Below are 14,734 nucleotides of genomic sequence, written 5' to 3' on the forward strand. Positions count from 1 at the left end.
GAATCCCCAATGTCCGACCGCCTGACCCTGCTGCGTCCCGACGACTGGCATATTCATCTTCGCGATGGTGCTGCGTTACCCCAAACCGTGGCCGATGTGGCGCGCACGTTTGGCCGTGCCATCATCATGCCTAACCTGGTACCTCCGGTGCGCAATGCCGCAGAAGCCGACGCCTATCGCCAGCGCATCCTCGCTGCACGACCGGCCGGCAGCCGCTTCGAACCGTTGATGGTGCTCTACCTGACCGACCGCACCCAGCCTGAAGAAATTCGTGAGGCCAAGGCCCGCGGCTTCGTGCACGCCGCCAAGCTGTACCCGGCCGGCGCGACCACCAACTCCGATTCCGGCGTGACCAGCATCGACAAGATCCTGCCAGCCATCGAAGCCATGGCCGAGGTGGGCATGCCGCTGCTGATCCACGGGGAAGTCACCCGTGGCGACGTGGACGTTTTTGATCGCGAGAAGGTCTTCATCGACGAGCACATGCGTCGCGTGGTCGAGCTGTTCCCGACCCTGAAGGTGGTGTTCGAGCACATCACCACGGCCGATGCCGTGCAGTTCGTCACCGAGGCTTCGGCCAATGTGGGCGCGACCATCACCGCCCATCACCTGCTCTACAACCGCAACCACATGCTGGTGGGCGGCATTCGGCCGCACTTCTACTGCCTGCCGATCCTCAAGCGCAACACCCACCAGGTGGCGTTGCTGGACGCCGCCACCAGCGGCAACCCGAAGTTCTTCCTCGGCACCGACTCCGCGCCCCATGCCCAGCACGCCAAGGAAGCCGCCTGCGGTTGCGCCGGTTGCTACACGGCGTTCGCCGCTATAGAGCTGTATGCCGAAGCGTTTGAACAGCGCAATGCCCTGGACAAACTCGAGGGCTTCGCCAGCCTCAATGGCCCGCGTTTCTACGGCCTGCCGGCAAATACCGACCGCATCACCCTGGTTCGTGAAGACTGGACCGCCCCTGCCAGCCTGCCATTCGGCGAGCTGACTGTTATCCCGCTGCGCGCCGGTGAAACACTGCGCTGGCGCCTGCTGGAGGAAAGCAAGTGAGTGAAGACCATTACGACGACGAACAAGAGCACAGTGGTGGCGGTTCCCGTCACCCGATGGCCGAGCGATTTCGCGGCTATCTGCCGGTTGTCATCGACGTAGAAACCGGTGGTTTCAATTGCGCCACCGACGCCTTGCTGGAAATCGCCGCTACCACTATCGGCATGGATGAACACGGTTTTGTGTTCCCGGAACATACCCACTTCTTCCGCGTCGAGCCATTCGAAGGCGCCAATATCGAAGCGGCAGCCCTGGAGTTCACCGGCATCAAGCTCGACCATCCGCTGCGCATGGCGGTGAGCGAAGAAGCGGCGCTGACCGATATCTTCCGCGGTGTGCGCAAAGCGCTGAAGGCCAATGGCTGCAAACGCGCGATCCTGGTGGGCCACAACAGCAGTTTCGACCTGGGCTTCCTGAATGCCGCCGTGGCGCGACTGGACATGAAGCGCAATCCGTTTCACCCGTTCTCCAGCTTCGACACCGCCACCCTTGCCGGTCTGGCGTATGGCCAGACCGTGTTGGCCAAAGCCTGTCAGGCGGCCGGTATCGACTTCGACGGCCGTGAGGCTCACTCGGCCCGCTACGATACCGAGAAGACTGCCGAGCTGTTCTGCGGCATCGTCAATCGCTGGAAGCAGATGGGCGGCTGGGAAGACTTCAGCGATTGAAGTTGAACCCCGCACATAAAAAAACCGGCCCTCTCAGGCCGGTTTTTTTGTGCCGTGAAACGGGCGCTTACAGCTTGCCAGCGTTCTCGGTCAGGTAAGCAGCAACACCTTCTGGCGAAGCGTTCATGCCCTTGTCGCCTTTTTTCCAGTTGGCAGGGCAGACTTCACCGTGCTCTTCGTGGAATTGCAGGGCGTCGACCAGGCGAATGAGCTCTTCCATGTTACGACCCAGCGGCAGGTCGTTGATGATCTGCGAGCGAACGACGCCCTTGTCGTCGATCAGGAACGCGCCACGGAAGGCCACGCCGCCTTCGGATTCAACGTCGTAGGCCTTGGCGATGTCATGCTTCATGTCGGCAGCCATGGTGTATTTGACTTTGCCGATGCCGCCATCATTGATGGCAGTGTTGCGCCAAGCGTTGTGGGTGAAGTGGGAGTCGATGGAAACAGCCACTACTTCTACATTACGCGCCTTGAAGTCGTCCATGCGGTGGTCCAGGGCGATCAGCTCCGAAGGGCAGACGAAGGTGAAGTCCAGCGGGTAGAAGAAGACCAGGCCGTATTTGCCTTTGATGGCTTCGGACAGTTTGAAGCTATCAACGATTTCGCCATTGCCGAGGACGGCTGGGACGTCGAAATCCGGGGCTTGTTTACCGACGAGTACGCTCATTGGATATCTCCTGATATGGGATGACGATTGAAGCAAAAGGACCGGTCGAGTCTGCCTGTAGAATCCGACAGAAACATGACGCAATCACGCTTCGTGAAGACCGTCCATCATACACTGAAAAAACCGTTCGTCAGCGCATGGGCAATGCGCGGCAGATCGTTGATGAAACTACTTTGACAATCATTCTCGTTAACATTAAGATCCATCGCACTTAAGCCTTAAACCCGCGACGGTTCTCCCTTATGTATGTCTGCCTCTGCACTGGCGTCACCGACGGACAAATCCGCGAAGCAATCTACGAAGGTTGCTGCAGCTACAAAGAAGTGCGTGAAACCACCGGCGTTGCCAGTCAGTGTGGTAAATGTGCGTGCCTCGCCAAGCAAGTGGTACGGGAAACCCTGACGCAGCTGCAAACAGCCCAGGCCGCGCTCCCCTACTCGACAGAATTTACACACGCCTGAAAAGGCTGTTTTAAAGAACCGGACCTAGTGTCCGGTTTTTTTATGCCTGTAATTCAATTAGTTAGCACCAAGACGCGGAACACAAACATTCTTATTCCGATTAATTTTCATTTATTATTCAATAACTTAGGTTTGACACTAGGATTTCCACCGCTCAGACTCTGCCCTATACACAGCTATTACAGGGCAGGACCCCAGTCATGAAAGGCGACATCTCAGTCATCCAGCAACTCAACAAAATCCTTGCCAATGAACTGGTCGCGATCAATCAGTACTTTCTGCATGCGCGCATGTACGACGATTGGGGCCTGGAAAAGCTTGGCAAGCGCGAATACAAAGAATCGATCAAGGCCATGAAGGACGCCGACGCGCTGATCAAGCGCATCCTGTTCCTGGAAGGCCTGCCGAACGTGCAGGACCTGGGCAAGCTGAACATCGGCGAGCATACCCAGGAAATGCTCAGCAGCGACCTGGGCTTTGAGCGCAAGAGCCATAGCGACCTCAAGGCCGCCATCGCCCATTGCGAAACCAAGGGCGACTTCGGCAGCCGTGAACTGCTGGAAGACATCCTGGAAGACCAGGAAGAGCATATCGACTGGCTTGAAACCCAGCTGGGCCTGATCGACAAGGTCAGCCTGGAGAACTACCTGCAATCGCAGATGGGTGAATAACTCCTAGCGTACAAAAAAGCCCCGCTCTCGTATTGAGAAGCGGGGCTTTTTATTGCCGGTCAATCAAGCTTCAGTCTTGGCTGCCGCTTTTTCCGCTGCGTCTTTGATCAGCGCTTGCAGCGAACCATCGGCTGCCATTTCAGTGATGATGTCGCTGCCGCCAACCAGCTCACCGGCTACCCACAGTTGCGGGAAAGTCGGCCAGTTGGCGTATTTAGGCAGGTTGGCGCGAATTTCCGGATTCTGCAGGATATCCACGTAGGCGAACTTCTCGCCACACGCCATGATGGCCTGGGAGGCTTTTGCGGAAAAACCGCACTGAGGAGCGTTAGGCGCGCCCTTCATGTAGAGCAGAATGGTGTTGTTGGCAATCTGGTCTTTGATCGTTTCGATGATATCCATGGAACACCTCGGCTGGAACTTTGCGACTCACAGGTCGGCACGGTGGCGCATTGTAACGCAAAATCCCAGCGCGGTGCTCGGGCACCTCACGCCGCTGCCACTTGCACCGGCACGCCATTAAGCGCGGCGTTACCCGACAACTCGTCCAACTGCCGCTCGTCGGTCAAGTCATTGGCACTCGCCCCGGGCTGAGCACTGGCGATGCTCATTTGTACGCCCGGGCGGCCATGCCCCCAGCCATGAGGCAGGCTGACCACGCCCGGCATCATGTCCAGGCTGGCCAACACGTCCACTTCGATCATGCCGATGCGCGAACTCACCCGCACCCGTTGACCGTCATTGAGCTGTCGCCTGGCGAGGTCGTCAGGATGCATCAGCAATTGATGGCGTGGCTTGCCCTTCACCAGCCGATGGTAATTATGCATCCAGGAATTGTTACTGCGCACATGACGCCGGCCGATCAGCAGCAGCTCGTCGGCCACCGGCACCGGCTGCGCCTCGAAGCGCGCCAGGTCAGCGAGGATCACAGCCGGTGCCGCCTGGACCTTGCCATCGACAGTCTTCAAACGCGCTGCGAGATTGGCCTTGAGCGGCCCCAGGTCCACACCATGGGGATGATCGGCCAACATCGCCACCGATAGCTTATGACTGGATGCATCACCGTAGGCGCCTGCGCGCAGCCCGAAATCGATCATCTGTGCCGGAGGCAGGGTTGGCTTGAGCGCTACGCCGGTCTGCGCCGCGAATGCCTTGGCCAAGCCGACAAAGATCTCCCAGTCATGCAGCGCCCCCTCGGGCTTGGGCAGGATCGCACGGTTGAAGCGGGTGACATTGCGCACCGCGAACATATTGAAGGTGGTGTCGTAGTGATCGTTTTCCAATGCAGAGGTGGACGGCAGGATCAGGTCGGCATAACGCGTGGTCTCGTTGATATAGAGATCGACGCTGACCATGAACTCCAATCCATCCAGCGCCTGCTCCAACTGGCGACCGTTGGGCGTCGACAGCACCGGATTGCCGGCCACTGTCACCAGCGCGCGGATCTGTCCTTCGCCTTCGGTGAGCATTTCCTCGGCCAGGGCCGACACCGGCAACTCTCCACCGTATTCCGGGCGCCCGGACACACGGCTCTGCCAGCGATTGAAATGGCCGCCACCAGTCGAGGCCACCAGGTCGACCGCCGGGCTGGTGCACAGCGCACCGCCCACGCGGTCGAGATTGCCAGTTACCAGGTTGATCAACTGCACCAACCAGTGACACAGGGTGCCGAACGCCTGGGTCGAGACGCCCATTCGGCCGTAGCAAACGGCTTTGTCAGCGCCAGCGAAATCGCGGGCCAACTGCCGAATCTGCTCGGCAGGCACCGCACACTGACGACTCATTGCCTCGGCGCTGAAGCCGACAATTGCTCGGCGCACGTCTTCCAGCCCTTCAACTGGCAAATGGCTGTCGCGGGTCAGCCCCTCAGCGAACAAGGTGTTGAGCAGCCCGAACAACAGCGCCGCGTCGCCTCCGGGGCGTACGAACAAGTGCTGGTCGGCGATGGCGGCTGTCTCGCTGCGCCGAGGGTCGACCACCACCACTTTGCCGCCATGCGCCTGGATGGCCTTGAGGCGTTTTTCCACGTCCGGCACGGTCATTATGCTGCCGTTGGAGGCCAGCGGGTTGCCGCCGAGAATCAACATGAAGTCGGTATGGTCGATGTCCGGAATGGGCAGCAACAGGCCATGGCCGTACATGAGGTGGCTGGTGAGGTGATGGGGCAGTTGGTCGACCGAGGTGGCGGAAAAGCGATTGCGCGTTTTCAATAGCCCGAGAAAGTAGTTGCTGTGGGTCATCAACCCATAGTTGTGCACGCTGGGGTTGCCCTGATACACCGCCACGGCGTTCTGCCCGTGCCGGGCCTGGATGCTTGCCAGCCGTTCGGCCACCATGGCAAACGCTTCATCCCATGCGATCGGCTGCCATTCGCTGCCGACCCGCAGCATCGGCTGGTGCAGGCGGTCCGGGTCGTTCTGGATATCCTGCAGGGCCACGGCCTTGGGGCAGATGTGCCCGCGACTGAAACTGTCCAGGGGGTCGCCCTTGATCGAGGTAATCGCCAGGCTGCCATCGTCAGCCTGGGTGGTTTCCAGGGTCAGGCCGCAGATGGCTTCGCACAGGTGGCAGGCACGGTGATGGAGAGTCTTGGTCATGGCCAGTCTCTTTTATAGGGGCTTTGGCTTAACTATGGGCGGCGAGCTGCCAGCGCGCCAGCAACCTTCGTGCTGTGAATCGGTGGGCATAGGCCAAGGCATGGCTAAGCATGAGTAAATGTTTCAGAAATCCTCCACCCATTGGCTAAAACCGACGCTACCTGGCTTGGGCCCGCCTCGGCGCATTGCAAAAGGCCTCGGCGCCAGTGTACAAATGACCCGCTGCTGTCAGGAAATCGTCTTCAAACGCGCGTCAGCGCCCTGCTTGAACACCCCTAAAAACCGTAGCCCTATTGGTAAGACGCGACATTTAATGTCAATATCGCGCCTTCCCCTATTTCGTCGCCCCGTGCGGCTTCCGCCGCAGGTCTCGCCCGTTGTCACAATAAACAAGGCTTTGAGTATCTGCGGTCTGTTGCAAAAAGGTAGTTAATGATGAGCGCAAGGCACTTTCTCTCCCTGATGGATTGCACGCCCGAAGAGCTGGTCAGCGTGATCCGTCGAGGCATTGAGCTTAAAGACCTGCGTAACCGCGGCGTACTGTTTGAGCCTTTGAAAAACCGCGTACTCGGGATGATTTTCGAGAAATCCTCGACGCGTACACGCCTGTCGTTCGAAGCTGGCATGATCCAGCTGGGCGGCCAGGCGATTTTCCTGTCACCGCGTGATACCCAACTGGGCCGCGGTGAGCCGATCAGCGATTGCGCCAGGGTCATGTCGCGCATGCTCGACGCGGTGATGATCCGTACCTTCGCCCACAGCAACCTGACTGAATTTGCCGCCAACTCCCGCGTGCCAGTGATCAATGGCCTGTCCGATGACCTGCACCCCTGCCAGTTGCTGGCCGACATGCAAACCTTCCTCGAACACCGGGGCTCGATCCAGGGCAAGACCGTGGCCTGGATCGGCGACGGCAACAACATGTGCAACAGCTATATAGAAGCGGCGATCCAGTTCGACTTCCACCTGCGTATCGCCTGCCCTGAAGGCTACGAGCCGAGCACCGAGTTCATGGCCAAGGCCGATGGCCGTGTGCAATTGCTACGCGACCCCAAGGATGCCGTAGTCGGCGCCCACCTGGTCAGCACCGACGTCTGGACCTCCATGGGCCAGGAAGACGAAACGGCCAAGCGCCTGGCCCTGTTCGCGCCGTTCCAGGTGACCCGTGCCCTGCTCGATACGGCCGCGCCCGACGTGCTGTTCATGCATTGCCTGCCTGCCCACCGTGGCGAAGAAATCAGCCTCGACCTGCTCGACGACCCACGTTCGGTGGCTTGGGACCAGGCCGAGAACCGCCTGCATGCGCAAAAAGCCCTGCTGGAATTTCTCGTCGAACCGTCGTACCACCACGCATGAGCCAGCCACTCCTGCTGAACCTGCGCAATCTGGCATGCGGCTATCAAGATCAACGGGTGGTGCAGAACCTCAACCTGCACCTCAATGCCGGCGACATCGGTTGCCTGCTCGGTTCCTCGGGGTGCGGCAAGACCACCACCTTGCGCGCCATTGCCGGCTTTGAGCCGATACACGAAGGCGAAATCAGCCTGGCGGGTGAAGTCATCTCCAGCGCCGGTTTCACCCTGGCACCCGAGAAACGTCGTATCGGCATGGTGTTCCAGGACTACGCTCTGTTCCCGCACCTGAGCGTGGCCGATAACATCGGCTTCGGTATTCGCAAACATCCGCAAAAGGATCGCGTAGTTGCCGAGTTGCTGGAACTGGTGAATCTGAAGGATCTGGGAAAGCGGTTCCCCCACGAGCTTTCCGGCGGCCAGCAGCAACGTGTCGCCCTCGCCCGCGCTTTGGCGCCGGAGCCACAATTGTTGCTGCTGGACGAACCTTTTTCCAACCTGGATGGCGAACTGCGCCGCAAGCTCAGCCACGAAGTGCGCGATATCCTCAAGGCGCGGGGCACCAGTGCGATCCTCGTCACCCATGACCAGGAAGAAGCGTTCGCCGTCAGTGACCATGTCGGCGTGTTCAAGGAAGGTCGCCTTGAACAGTGGGATACGCCCTACAACCTTTATCACGAACCGCAGACGCCCTATGTCGCCAGTTTTATCGGCCAGGGCTATTTCATCCGGGGTCAATTGAACTCGCCCGAGTCAGTGAGCACCGAGCTGGGTGACCTGCGTGGTAATCGCGCCTATACCTGGGCCATCGGCGGCGCGGTGGATGTTTTGCTGCGCCCGGATGATATCGTCTACGCGCCGGACAGCGCATTGAAAGCTCGGATCGTCGGCAAGACGTTCCAGGGAGCCTCGACCTTGTACCGGTTGCAACTGCCAACGGGTGCACAGCTGGAATCGATTTTCCCCAGCCATGTTGATCAACAGATGGGGACGGATGTGGGGATTCGAGTGGCTGCCGAGCATCTGGTGCTGTTCCAGGCGTAAGCAGCTTCCTGAGGAAGCCGGGTTAAACATGTGGGAGGGGGCAAGCCCCCTCCCACATTTGGATTGTAACAGGGCTGAAAGTCAGGCCCGGCCAATCGGCGCGAATTTGGCCTGGGTATGTTCAGCCAGCACTGCTGCGGGTAACTCCACCTCCAGCCCCCGCCGCCCCGCACTCACAAAAATCGTTGCAAAGGGTTGCGCCGTTTCGTCGATAAACGTACGCAGGCGCTTCTTTTGCCCCAGTGGGCTGATGCCGCCCAACAGGTAACCGGTGGAACGCTGAGCCGCCGCCGGATCGGCCATTTCGACTTTTTTCACGCCCGCCGCATGAGCCAGCGCTTTCAAATCAAGACTTCCGACGACCGGCACCACCGCTACCAACAATTCGCCTTTTTCACTGCTCGCCAGCAGCGTCTTGAACACCTGCGCGGGGTCCAGGCCCAATTTTTCCGCGGCCTCCAGGCCATACGAAGCTGCCTTCGGGTCATGTTCATAACTATGGATGCGATGTTCGGCGCGAACTTTTTTCAACAAATCCAATGCGGGCGTCATGGAGTCTCCGGGCAGGGAAAACAGGTGTCCAATTCTAGGCCAAGCGCAGGCAAAACGCTCTAGTTCAAGCGCTGCTGGCGCACAGGCCAAACCTAACCCGCATGATCATTCATCAGACCAATAGTTAGAAAGTGACTGGCGGTTCACTTTCGACCTTTGACAGCGGTCATTCTTGTCTATATTTTTTCGTTTCCGAATACTGTAGGAATACTCCTCAGTACTCCAGCAGTAAGCCGCGACCCAGGATGGGGATCCTTGTCACGGTGAAAATCGCGCAACCGCCCGCTGAGGCAGTGCGCCAGACAAGAACAACAATCGAGGTTTTCCATGACAACTGCTCTTCAACAGCCTTCACTTTCGAGCCAATGCATGGCCGAATTCCTGGGGACCGCGCTGCTGATCTTCTTCGGTACAGGATGTGTCGCCGCGCTCAAGGTCGCGGGTGCGAGCTTCGGCCTCTGGGAAATCAGTATTATCTGGGGGATCGGCGTGAGCATGGCGATCTACCTGAGTGCCGGTATTTCCGGGGCTCACCTCAACCCGGCGGTCAGTATCGCCCTGTGCATTTTTGCCGATTTTGAAAAGCGCAAACTGCCCTTCTATATTCTTGCCCAGATCGCCGGCGCCTTCTGCTCCGCCGCCTTGGTATATACGCTTTATAGCAACCTGTTTTTCGATTACGAACAAACCCACCATATGGTCCGCGGCTCCCAGGCCAGCCTGGAACTGGCATCCGTGTTCTCCACCTATCCCCATGCACTCCTGAGCACCGCCCAGGCATTCCTGGTGGAAATGGTCATCACCGCGATCCTGATGGGCGTGATCATGGCCCTTACCGATGACAACAACGGCCTGCCACGCGGCCCGCTGGCCCCGCTGCTGATCGGCTTGCTGATCGCCGTGATTGGTAGCGCCATGGGCCCGCTGACCGGCTTTGCGATGAATCCGGCACGGGATTTCGGACCCAAGCTGATGACCTTTTTCGCCGGTTGGGGTGAAATGGCCTTCACTGGTGGCCGCGACATTCCTTATTTCCTGGTGCCGATTTTCGCCCCGATTGTCGGCGCATGCCTCGGCGCCGCAGCCTATCGCGGGCTGATTGCCCGCCACCTGCCAAGCGCCGCACCTGTTATAGCTGAAACACCTGACACGGCTGTCAACGGCAAGACCCGTATTTCCTGAAAGCGCCAGCCTGGTCCCCTGCCCTTCGCGGCCCAGGCTGATTTCTGACTTCCTTATTTCGTAAGGCACCTGACATGACCGACATTCAGAATAAGAACTACATCATTGCCCTTGACCAGGGCACTACCAGTTCCCGGGCGATCATCTTCGATCGTGACGCCAACGTGGTGTGCACCGCCCAGCGTGAATTCACCCAGCATTACCCGCAAGCCGGCTGGGTCGAACATGACCCGATGGAAATCTTTGCCACCCAGAGCGCGGTGATGGTCGAAGCGCTGGCGCAAGCCGGCCTGCACCATGACCAGGTCGCCGCCATTGGCATCACCAACCAGCGCGAGACCACCGTAGTCTGGGACAAGATCACCGGCCGCCCGATCTACAACGCGATCGTCTGGCAGTGCCGCCGCAGTACCGAAATCTGCCAGCAGCTCAAGCGCGACGGCCACGAGCAGTACATCAACGACACCACCGGGCTGGTCACCGACCCCTACTTTTCCGGCACCAAACTCAAGTGGATCCTCGATAACGTTGAAGGCAGCCGCGAGCGTGCACGCAATGGCGAACTGCTGTTCGGCACCATCGATAGCTGGCTGATCTGGAAGTTTACCGGCGGCAAGACCCACGTCACCGACTACACCAACGCCTCGCGCACCATGCTCTTCAACATCCACACCCTGGAGTGGGATGCGAAGATGCTGGAGATTCTGGAGGTGCCGCGGGAAATGCTGCCGCAAGTAAAGTCTTCCTCCGAAATCTATGGCCGCACCAAGAGCGGCATCGCCATCGGCGGCATCGCCGGTGACCAACAAGCCGCGCTGTTCGGCCAAATGTGCGTGGAAGCCGGCCAGGCCAAGAACACCTACGGCACCGGCTGCTTCCTGCTGATGAACACCGGCGACAAGGCAGTGAAATCCAAGCACGGCATGCTCACCACCATCGCCTGCGGCCCACGCGGTGAAGTGGCCTACGCCCTTGAAGGCGCGGTCTTCAACGGCGGTTCCACCGTGCAATGGCTGCGTGACGAGCTGAAAATCATCAATGACGCCCACGACACCGAATACTTTGCCGGCAAGGTCAAGGACAGCAACGGCGTGTATCTGGTCCCGGCTTTCACCGGGCTGGGCGCGCCTTATTGGGACCCGTATGCCCGTGGTGCGCTGTTCGGCCTGACTCGCGGCGTACGCGTGGACCACATTATTCGTGCAGCCCTGGAGTCGATTGCCTTCCAGACCCGCGATGTACTCGACGCAATGCAACAAGATTCTGGCGAACGCCTCAAGGCCCTGCGTGTGGATGGCGGTGCGGTTGCCAACAACTTCCTGATGCAATTCCAGGCCGACATCCTCGGTACCCAGGTCGAACGCCCGCAAATGCGCGAAACCACTGCCCTCGGCGCTGCCTACCTGGCCGGCCTGGCGTGTGGCTTCTGGGGCAGCCTGGACGAACTGCGTGGCAAGGCGGTGATCGAGCGCGAATTCGACCCCCAACTGGACGAAGCCGCCAAAGAGAAGCTCTACGCCGGCTGGCAAAAAGCGGTGAGTCGCACCCGTGATTGGGAACCTCACGAAGGCGCTGAATAGGCCGATCGCGAGCTCCATATAGGGTTGTAACTGGCAGGGAGCGGATTCCTGCGTCATCATGGGCCACTTTTGTATGGCAGCCCAAAGGACGCCCCATGAATCTGCCTCCCCGCCAACAACAAATCCTCGAACTGGTCCGCGAACGCGGTTATGTCAGTATCGAGGAAATGGCGCAGCTATTCGTTGTTACCCCGCAAACCATCCGCCGTGATATCAACCAGTTGGCGGACGCCAATCTGTTGCGCCGCTACCACGGCGGCGCGGCCTATGACTCCAGTGTCGAGAACACCGCGTATGCCATGCGTGCAGACCAGATGCGCGACGAGAAACAGCGCATCGGTGAAGCCATCGCGGCGCAAATTCCCGACCACGCCTCGCTGTTCATCAATATCGGCACCACCACCGAATCCATCGCTCGTGCACTGCTCAATCACAACCACCTGAAAATCATCACCAACAACCTCAACGTCGCCACGATGCTCAGTGCCAAGGACGACTTCGATGTGTTGCTCACCGGCGGCAACGTACGCCGCGATGGCGGTGTGGTGGGCCAGGCCAGTGTCGATTTCATCAACCAGTTCAAGGTCGACTTTGCCTTGGTGGGCATCAGTGGCATCGACGAGGACGGCAGCCTGCTGGACTTTGATTATCAGGAAGTGCGGGTTTCCCAGGCAATCATTGCCAATGCGCGCCAGGTGATCCTGGCGGCGGACTCCAGCAAGTTCGGGCGCAATGCCATGATTCGCCTGGGGCCGATCAGCCTGGTGGATTGTCTGGTGACTGATCAACAGCCGGTGCCGGCGTTGGTGCAAGTGTTGAATGAGCACAAGGTGCGACTGGAAGTCGTGTAGCGTCTGTACTGACGCCATCGGGGGCAAGCCCCCTCCCACACTTTAATGTGTGAACCCATTCAAATGTGGGAGGGGGCATGCCCCCGATGGCGATCTGTCCAGCACTGCATTTCCTGAGCCTTCCCCAGGCTCATGTTCACAAATTTTCCTTTCCCCATCCTTCGATGAGTTTTTTTAATCGAAGTCGGGTGGCTGTGCGCGCATTTATCAGCTACCATTTTCGCAAATGAACATTAATGTTCGAATTCCAAGACGAAAAGATCGCGAGGCTAGCCGATGAACCCTTCCACCTTGCCTGCTCCACCGCTTGCCGAAGTCTATGACGTTGCCGTAATCGGTGGCGGGATCAATGGCGTCGGCATTGCAGCAGACGCAGCCGGTCGCGGTTTGTCGGTATTCCTTTGCGAAAAGGACGACCTGGCCAGCCACACCTCATCGGCCAGCAGCAAGCTGATCCACGGCGGCTTGCGCTACCTGGAACATTACGAATTCCGCCTGGTGCGTGAAGCCCTGGCCGAACGTGAAGTGCTGCTGGCCAAGGCACCGCATATCGTCAAGCAGATGCGCTTCGTACTGCCCCACCGTCCGCACTTGCGTCCAGCCTGGATGATTCGTGCCGGCTTGTTCCTTTATGACCACTTGGGCAAGCGGGAGAAACTGGCGGGTTCCAAAAGCCTCAAGTTCGGCGCCGACAGCCCGCTGAAAAGCGAAATCACCAAGGGCTTCGAATACTCCGACTGCTGGGTGGATGACGCCCGCCTGGTGGTACTCAACGCCATGGCTGCCCGTGAAAAAGGCGCGCACATCCATACCCAGACCCGTTGCATCAGCGCCCATCGCAGCAACGGCATGTGGGAGATGAACATGGAACGTGCCGATGGCAGCCTGTTCTCGATCCGCGCCCGCGCACTGGTGAATGCTGCCGGCCCGTGGGTCGCCAAGTTCATCAGGGACGACCTCAAGCTGGATTCGCCCTACGGCATCCGCCTGATCCAGGGCAGCCACCTGATCGTGCCAAGACTGTACGAAGGCGCCCACGCGCACATCCTGCAGAACGAAGACCAACGCATCGTCTTCACTATTCCGTACCTGAACCACCTGACCATCATCGGCACCACTGATCGCGAATACACCGGCGATCCGGCGAAAGTAGCGATTACAGAAGGTGAAACCGACTACATGCTCAAGGTGGTCAACGCGCACTTCAAGAAACAGCTGAGCCGTGACGATATCGTCCACACCTACTCCGGCGTGCGCCCACTGTGCAACGACGAGTCGGACAACCCGTCGGCCATCACCCGCGACTACACCCTGGCGCTGTCCGGCGGCAATGGCGAAGCGCCGATCCTGTCGGTGTTCGGCGGCAAGCTCACCACCTATCGCAAGCTGGCCGAGTCGGCCATGGCCCAGCTGGCGCCGTACTTCACCCAGATGCGCCCAAGCTGGACAGCCACGGCCAGCCTGCCCGGCGGTGAAAACATGACCACGCCCGAAGCCCTGGCCGATGCGATCCGCGCCAAGTTCGACTGGATCCCGAGCGAAATCGCCCGCCGCTGGTCCACCACCTACGGCAGCCGCACCTGGCGCCTGCTGGAGGGCGTGCAATCGCTGGCCGACCTGGGTGACCACCTGGGTGGCGGCCTGTACACCCGTGAAGTTGATTACCTGTGCGCCGAAGAATGGGTGACGCAACCGCAGGACGTACTGTGGCGCCGTACCAAGCTTGGCCTGTTCACCACCCCGCAAGAGCAGGACAACGTGCAACGCTACCTGGCGAAGGTCGAACAGAGCCGTAGCAAGATCGAAGCGGCCTGATAGCCATCCCCAAACTGTCGGAGCGAGCTTGCTCGCGAGAAACCTGAGAGCGCCGCGTTTATTTAGAGTAAACGCGGCGCTTTTGCGTTTTCGCGAGCAAGCTCGCTCCCGCAGATGACCTGGGCGGCATTCGGTTTTCCGAACGCAAGCTCGCGCCCTATTCGGTTTGCCGGACCCGGCGTCGAAAACCGCGTCGCAACATAAAGTTAATCCCGATATAAATCATGAAGTTAAC

The 14,734-nt window shown here is 59.3% G+C and carries 14 protein-coding genes; 10 read left to right on the top strand and 4 right to left on the bottom strand.

Features of this window, described 5'->3' with window-relative positions:
• The first annotated feature begins 9 nt into the window (after window positions 1-9).
• Together pyrC and rnt are read left to right on the top strand one after the other, a co-directional pair.
• The gene (pyrC, locus tag NMB39_RS22985; RefSeq protein ID WP_057021819.1) at window positions 10-1,056 is read left to right on the top strand and encodes a dihydroorotase; all 1,047 of its coding nucleotides are present in this window, start codon (window positions 10-12) and stop codon (window positions 1,054-1,056) included.
• A complete protein-coding gene (gene rnt, locus NMB39_RS22990) occupies window positions 1,053-1,724 on the top strand; it encodes a ribonuclease T (RefSeq protein WP_046071155.1) in 672 nt (223 codons plus the stop codon). The genes pyrC and rnt overlap by 4 nt, the downstream gene beginning before the upstream one ends.
• A 67-nt stretch (window positions 1,725-1,791) precedes the next feature.
• On the opposite strand, the gene NMB39_RS22995 is transcribed toward rnt, so the two are convergent.
• On the bottom strand, window positions 1,792-2,394 hold the full coding sequence (locus tag NMB39_RS22995) for a peroxiredoxin (protein WP_003172097.1): 603 nt from the start codon (window positions 2,392-2,394) through the stop codon (window positions 1,792-1,794).
• Window positions 2,395-2,636: 242 nt separating this feature from the next.
• On the opposite strand from NMB39_RS22995, the gene NMB39_RS23000 reads away from it, so the two are divergent.
• A complete protein-coding gene (locus NMB39_RS23000; protein WP_017526354.1) occupies window positions 2,637-2,855 on the top strand; it encodes a bacterioferritin-associated ferredoxin in 219 nt (72 codons plus the stop codon).
• A 200-nt stretch (window positions 2,856-3,055) separates the two neighbouring features.
• Window positions 3,056-3,526 (top strand): bacterioferritin, encoded by a 471-nt coding sequence (gene bfr, locus NMB39_RS23005; protein ID WP_043048827.1) that lies wholly within the window; start codon window positions 3,056-3,058, stop codon window positions 3,524-3,526.
• 63 nt (window positions 3,527-3,589) lie between these two features.
• Here the strand turns inward: bfr and grxD are convergent, their stop codons facing one another.
• Window positions 3,590-3,928, bottom strand: a complete 339-nt coding sequence (gene grxD / locus NMB39_RS23010) for a Grx4 family monothiol glutaredoxin (protein ID WP_005785264.1) — start codon at window positions 3,926-3,928, stop codon at window positions 3,590-3,592.
• A gap of 86 nt (window positions 3,929-4,014) precedes the next feature.
• On the bottom strand, window positions 4,015-6,123 hold the full coding sequence (locus NMB39_RS23015; protein WP_494340024.1) for a molybdopterin oxidoreductase family protein: 2,109 nt from the start codon (window positions 6,121-6,123) through the stop codon (window positions 4,015-4,017).
• A 435-nt stretch (window positions 6,124-6,558) separates the two neighbouring features.
• Between NMB39_RS23015 and argF the strand changes: the two genes are divergently transcribed.
• Both argF and NMB39_RS23025 read left to right on the top strand, forming a co-directional pair.
• The gene (gene argF / locus NMB39_RS23020) at window positions 6,559-7,479 is read left to right on the top strand and encodes an ornithine carbamoyltransferase (protein ID WP_057021818.1); all 921 of its coding nucleotides are present in this window, start codon (window positions 6,559-6,561) and stop codon (window positions 7,477-7,479) included.
• Complete coding sequence (locus NMB39_RS23025; protein WP_057021817.1) at window positions 7,476-8,519, top strand: ABC transporter ATP-binding protein; 1,044 nt, start codon at window positions 7,476-7,478, stop codon at window positions 8,517-8,519. Before argF ends, NMB39_RS23025 begins: the two co-directional genes overlap by 4 nt.
• Window positions 8,520-8,600: 81 nt before the next feature.
• Here NMB39_RS23025 and ybaK read toward each other — a convergent pair whose 3' ends face one another.
• The gene (ybaK, locus tag NMB39_RS23030; protein ID WP_057021816.1) at window positions 8,601-9,071 is read right to left on the bottom strand and encodes a Cys-tRNA(Pro) deacylase; all 471 of its coding nucleotides are present in this window, start codon (window positions 9,069-9,071) and stop codon (window positions 8,601-8,603) included.
• 327 nt (window positions 9,072-9,398) lie between these two features.
• Here ybaK and NMB39_RS23035 point away from each other — a divergent pair, with 327 nt between their 5' ends.
• The 4 genes from NMB39_RS23035 to glpD all read left to right on the top strand — a co-directional run bounded on the left by NMB39_RS23035 (window position 9,399) and on the right by glpD (window position 14,499).
• Complete coding sequence (locus tag NMB39_RS23035; RefSeq protein WP_057021815.1) at window positions 9,399-10,253, top strand: MIP/aquaporin family protein; 855 nt, start codon at window positions 9,399-9,401, stop codon at window positions 10,251-10,253.
• A 74-nt stretch (window positions 10,254-10,327) separates the two neighbouring features.
• On the top strand, window positions 10,328-11,833 hold the full coding sequence (glpK, locus tag NMB39_RS23040) for a glycerol kinase GlpK (RefSeq protein ID WP_057021814.1): 1,506 nt from the start codon (window positions 10,328-10,330) through the stop codon (window positions 11,831-11,833).
• A 95-nt stretch (window positions 11,834-11,928) separates the two neighbouring features.
• Window positions 11,929-12,684: a DeoR/GlpR family transcriptional regulator gene (locus NMB39_RS23045; RefSeq protein WP_014717134.1), complete on the top strand. Its 756-nt coding sequence runs from the start codon at window positions 11,929-11,931 to the stop codon at window positions 12,682-12,684.
• A 276-nt stretch (window positions 12,685-12,960) separates the two neighbouring features.
• Window positions 12,961-14,499: a glycerol-3-phosphate dehydrogenase gene (gene glpD / locus NMB39_RS23050; protein ID WP_306957216.1), complete on the top strand. Its 1,539-nt coding sequence runs from the start codon at window positions 12,961-12,963 to the stop codon at window positions 14,497-14,499.
• Window positions 14,500-14,734: the final 235 nt, after the last annotated feature.

Source organism: Pseudomonas sp. FBCC-B545, from assembly GCF_059134095.1.

Excerpts from the sequence above, each read along its gene's own strand:
- NMB39_RS23000 (WP_017526354.1), top strand. The coding sequence starts at position 2,637 with ATGTATGTCTGCCTCTGCACTGGCGTCACCGACGGACAAATCCGCGAA.
- pyrC (WP_057021819.1), top strand. The coding sequence starts at position 10 with ATGTCCGACCGCCTGACCCTGCTGCGTCCCGACGACTGGCATATTCAT.
- NMB39_RS23015 (WP_494340024.1), bottom strand. The coding sequence starts at position 6,123 with ATGACCAAGACTCTCCATCACCGTGCCTGCCACCTGTGCGAAGCCATC.
- glpK (WP_057021814.1), top strand. The coding sequence starts at position 10,328 with ATGACCGACATTCAGAATAAGAACTACATCATTGCCCTTGACCAGGGC.
- bfr (WP_043048827.1), top strand. The coding sequence starts at position 3,056 with ATGAAAGGCGACATCTCAGTCATCCAGCAACTCAACAAAATCCTTGCC.
- glpD (WP_306957216.1), top strand. The coding sequence starts at position 12,961 with ATGAACCCTTCCACCTTGCCTGCTCCACCGCTTGCCGAAGTCTATGAC.
- NMB39_RS23045 (WP_014717134.1), top strand. The coding sequence starts at position 11,929 with ATGAATCTGCCTCCCCGCCAACAACAAATCCTCGAACTGGTCCGCGAA.
- grxD (WP_005785264.1), bottom strand. The coding sequence starts at position 3,928 with ATGGATATCATCGAAACGATCAAAGACCAGATTGCCAACAACACCATT.
- NMB39_RS23025 (WP_057021817.1), top strand. The coding sequence starts at position 7,476 with ATGAGCCAGCCACTCCTGCTGAACCTGCGCAATCTGGCATGCGGCTAT.
- ybaK (WP_057021816.1), bottom strand. The coding sequence starts at position 9,071 with ATGACGCCCGCATTGGATTTGTTGAAAAAAGTTCGCGCCGAACATCGC.
- NMB39_RS23035 (WP_057021815.1), top strand. The coding sequence starts at position 9,399 with ATGACAACTGCTCTTCAACAGCCTTCACTTTCGAGCCAATGCATGGCC.
- NMB39_RS22995 (WP_003172097.1), bottom strand. The coding sequence starts at position 2,394 with ATGAGCGTACTCGTCGGTAAACAAGCCCCGGATTTCGACGTCCCAGCC.
- argF (WP_057021818.1), top strand. The coding sequence starts at position 6,559 with ATGAGCGCAAGGCACTTTCTCTCCCTGATGGATTGCACGCCCGAAGAG.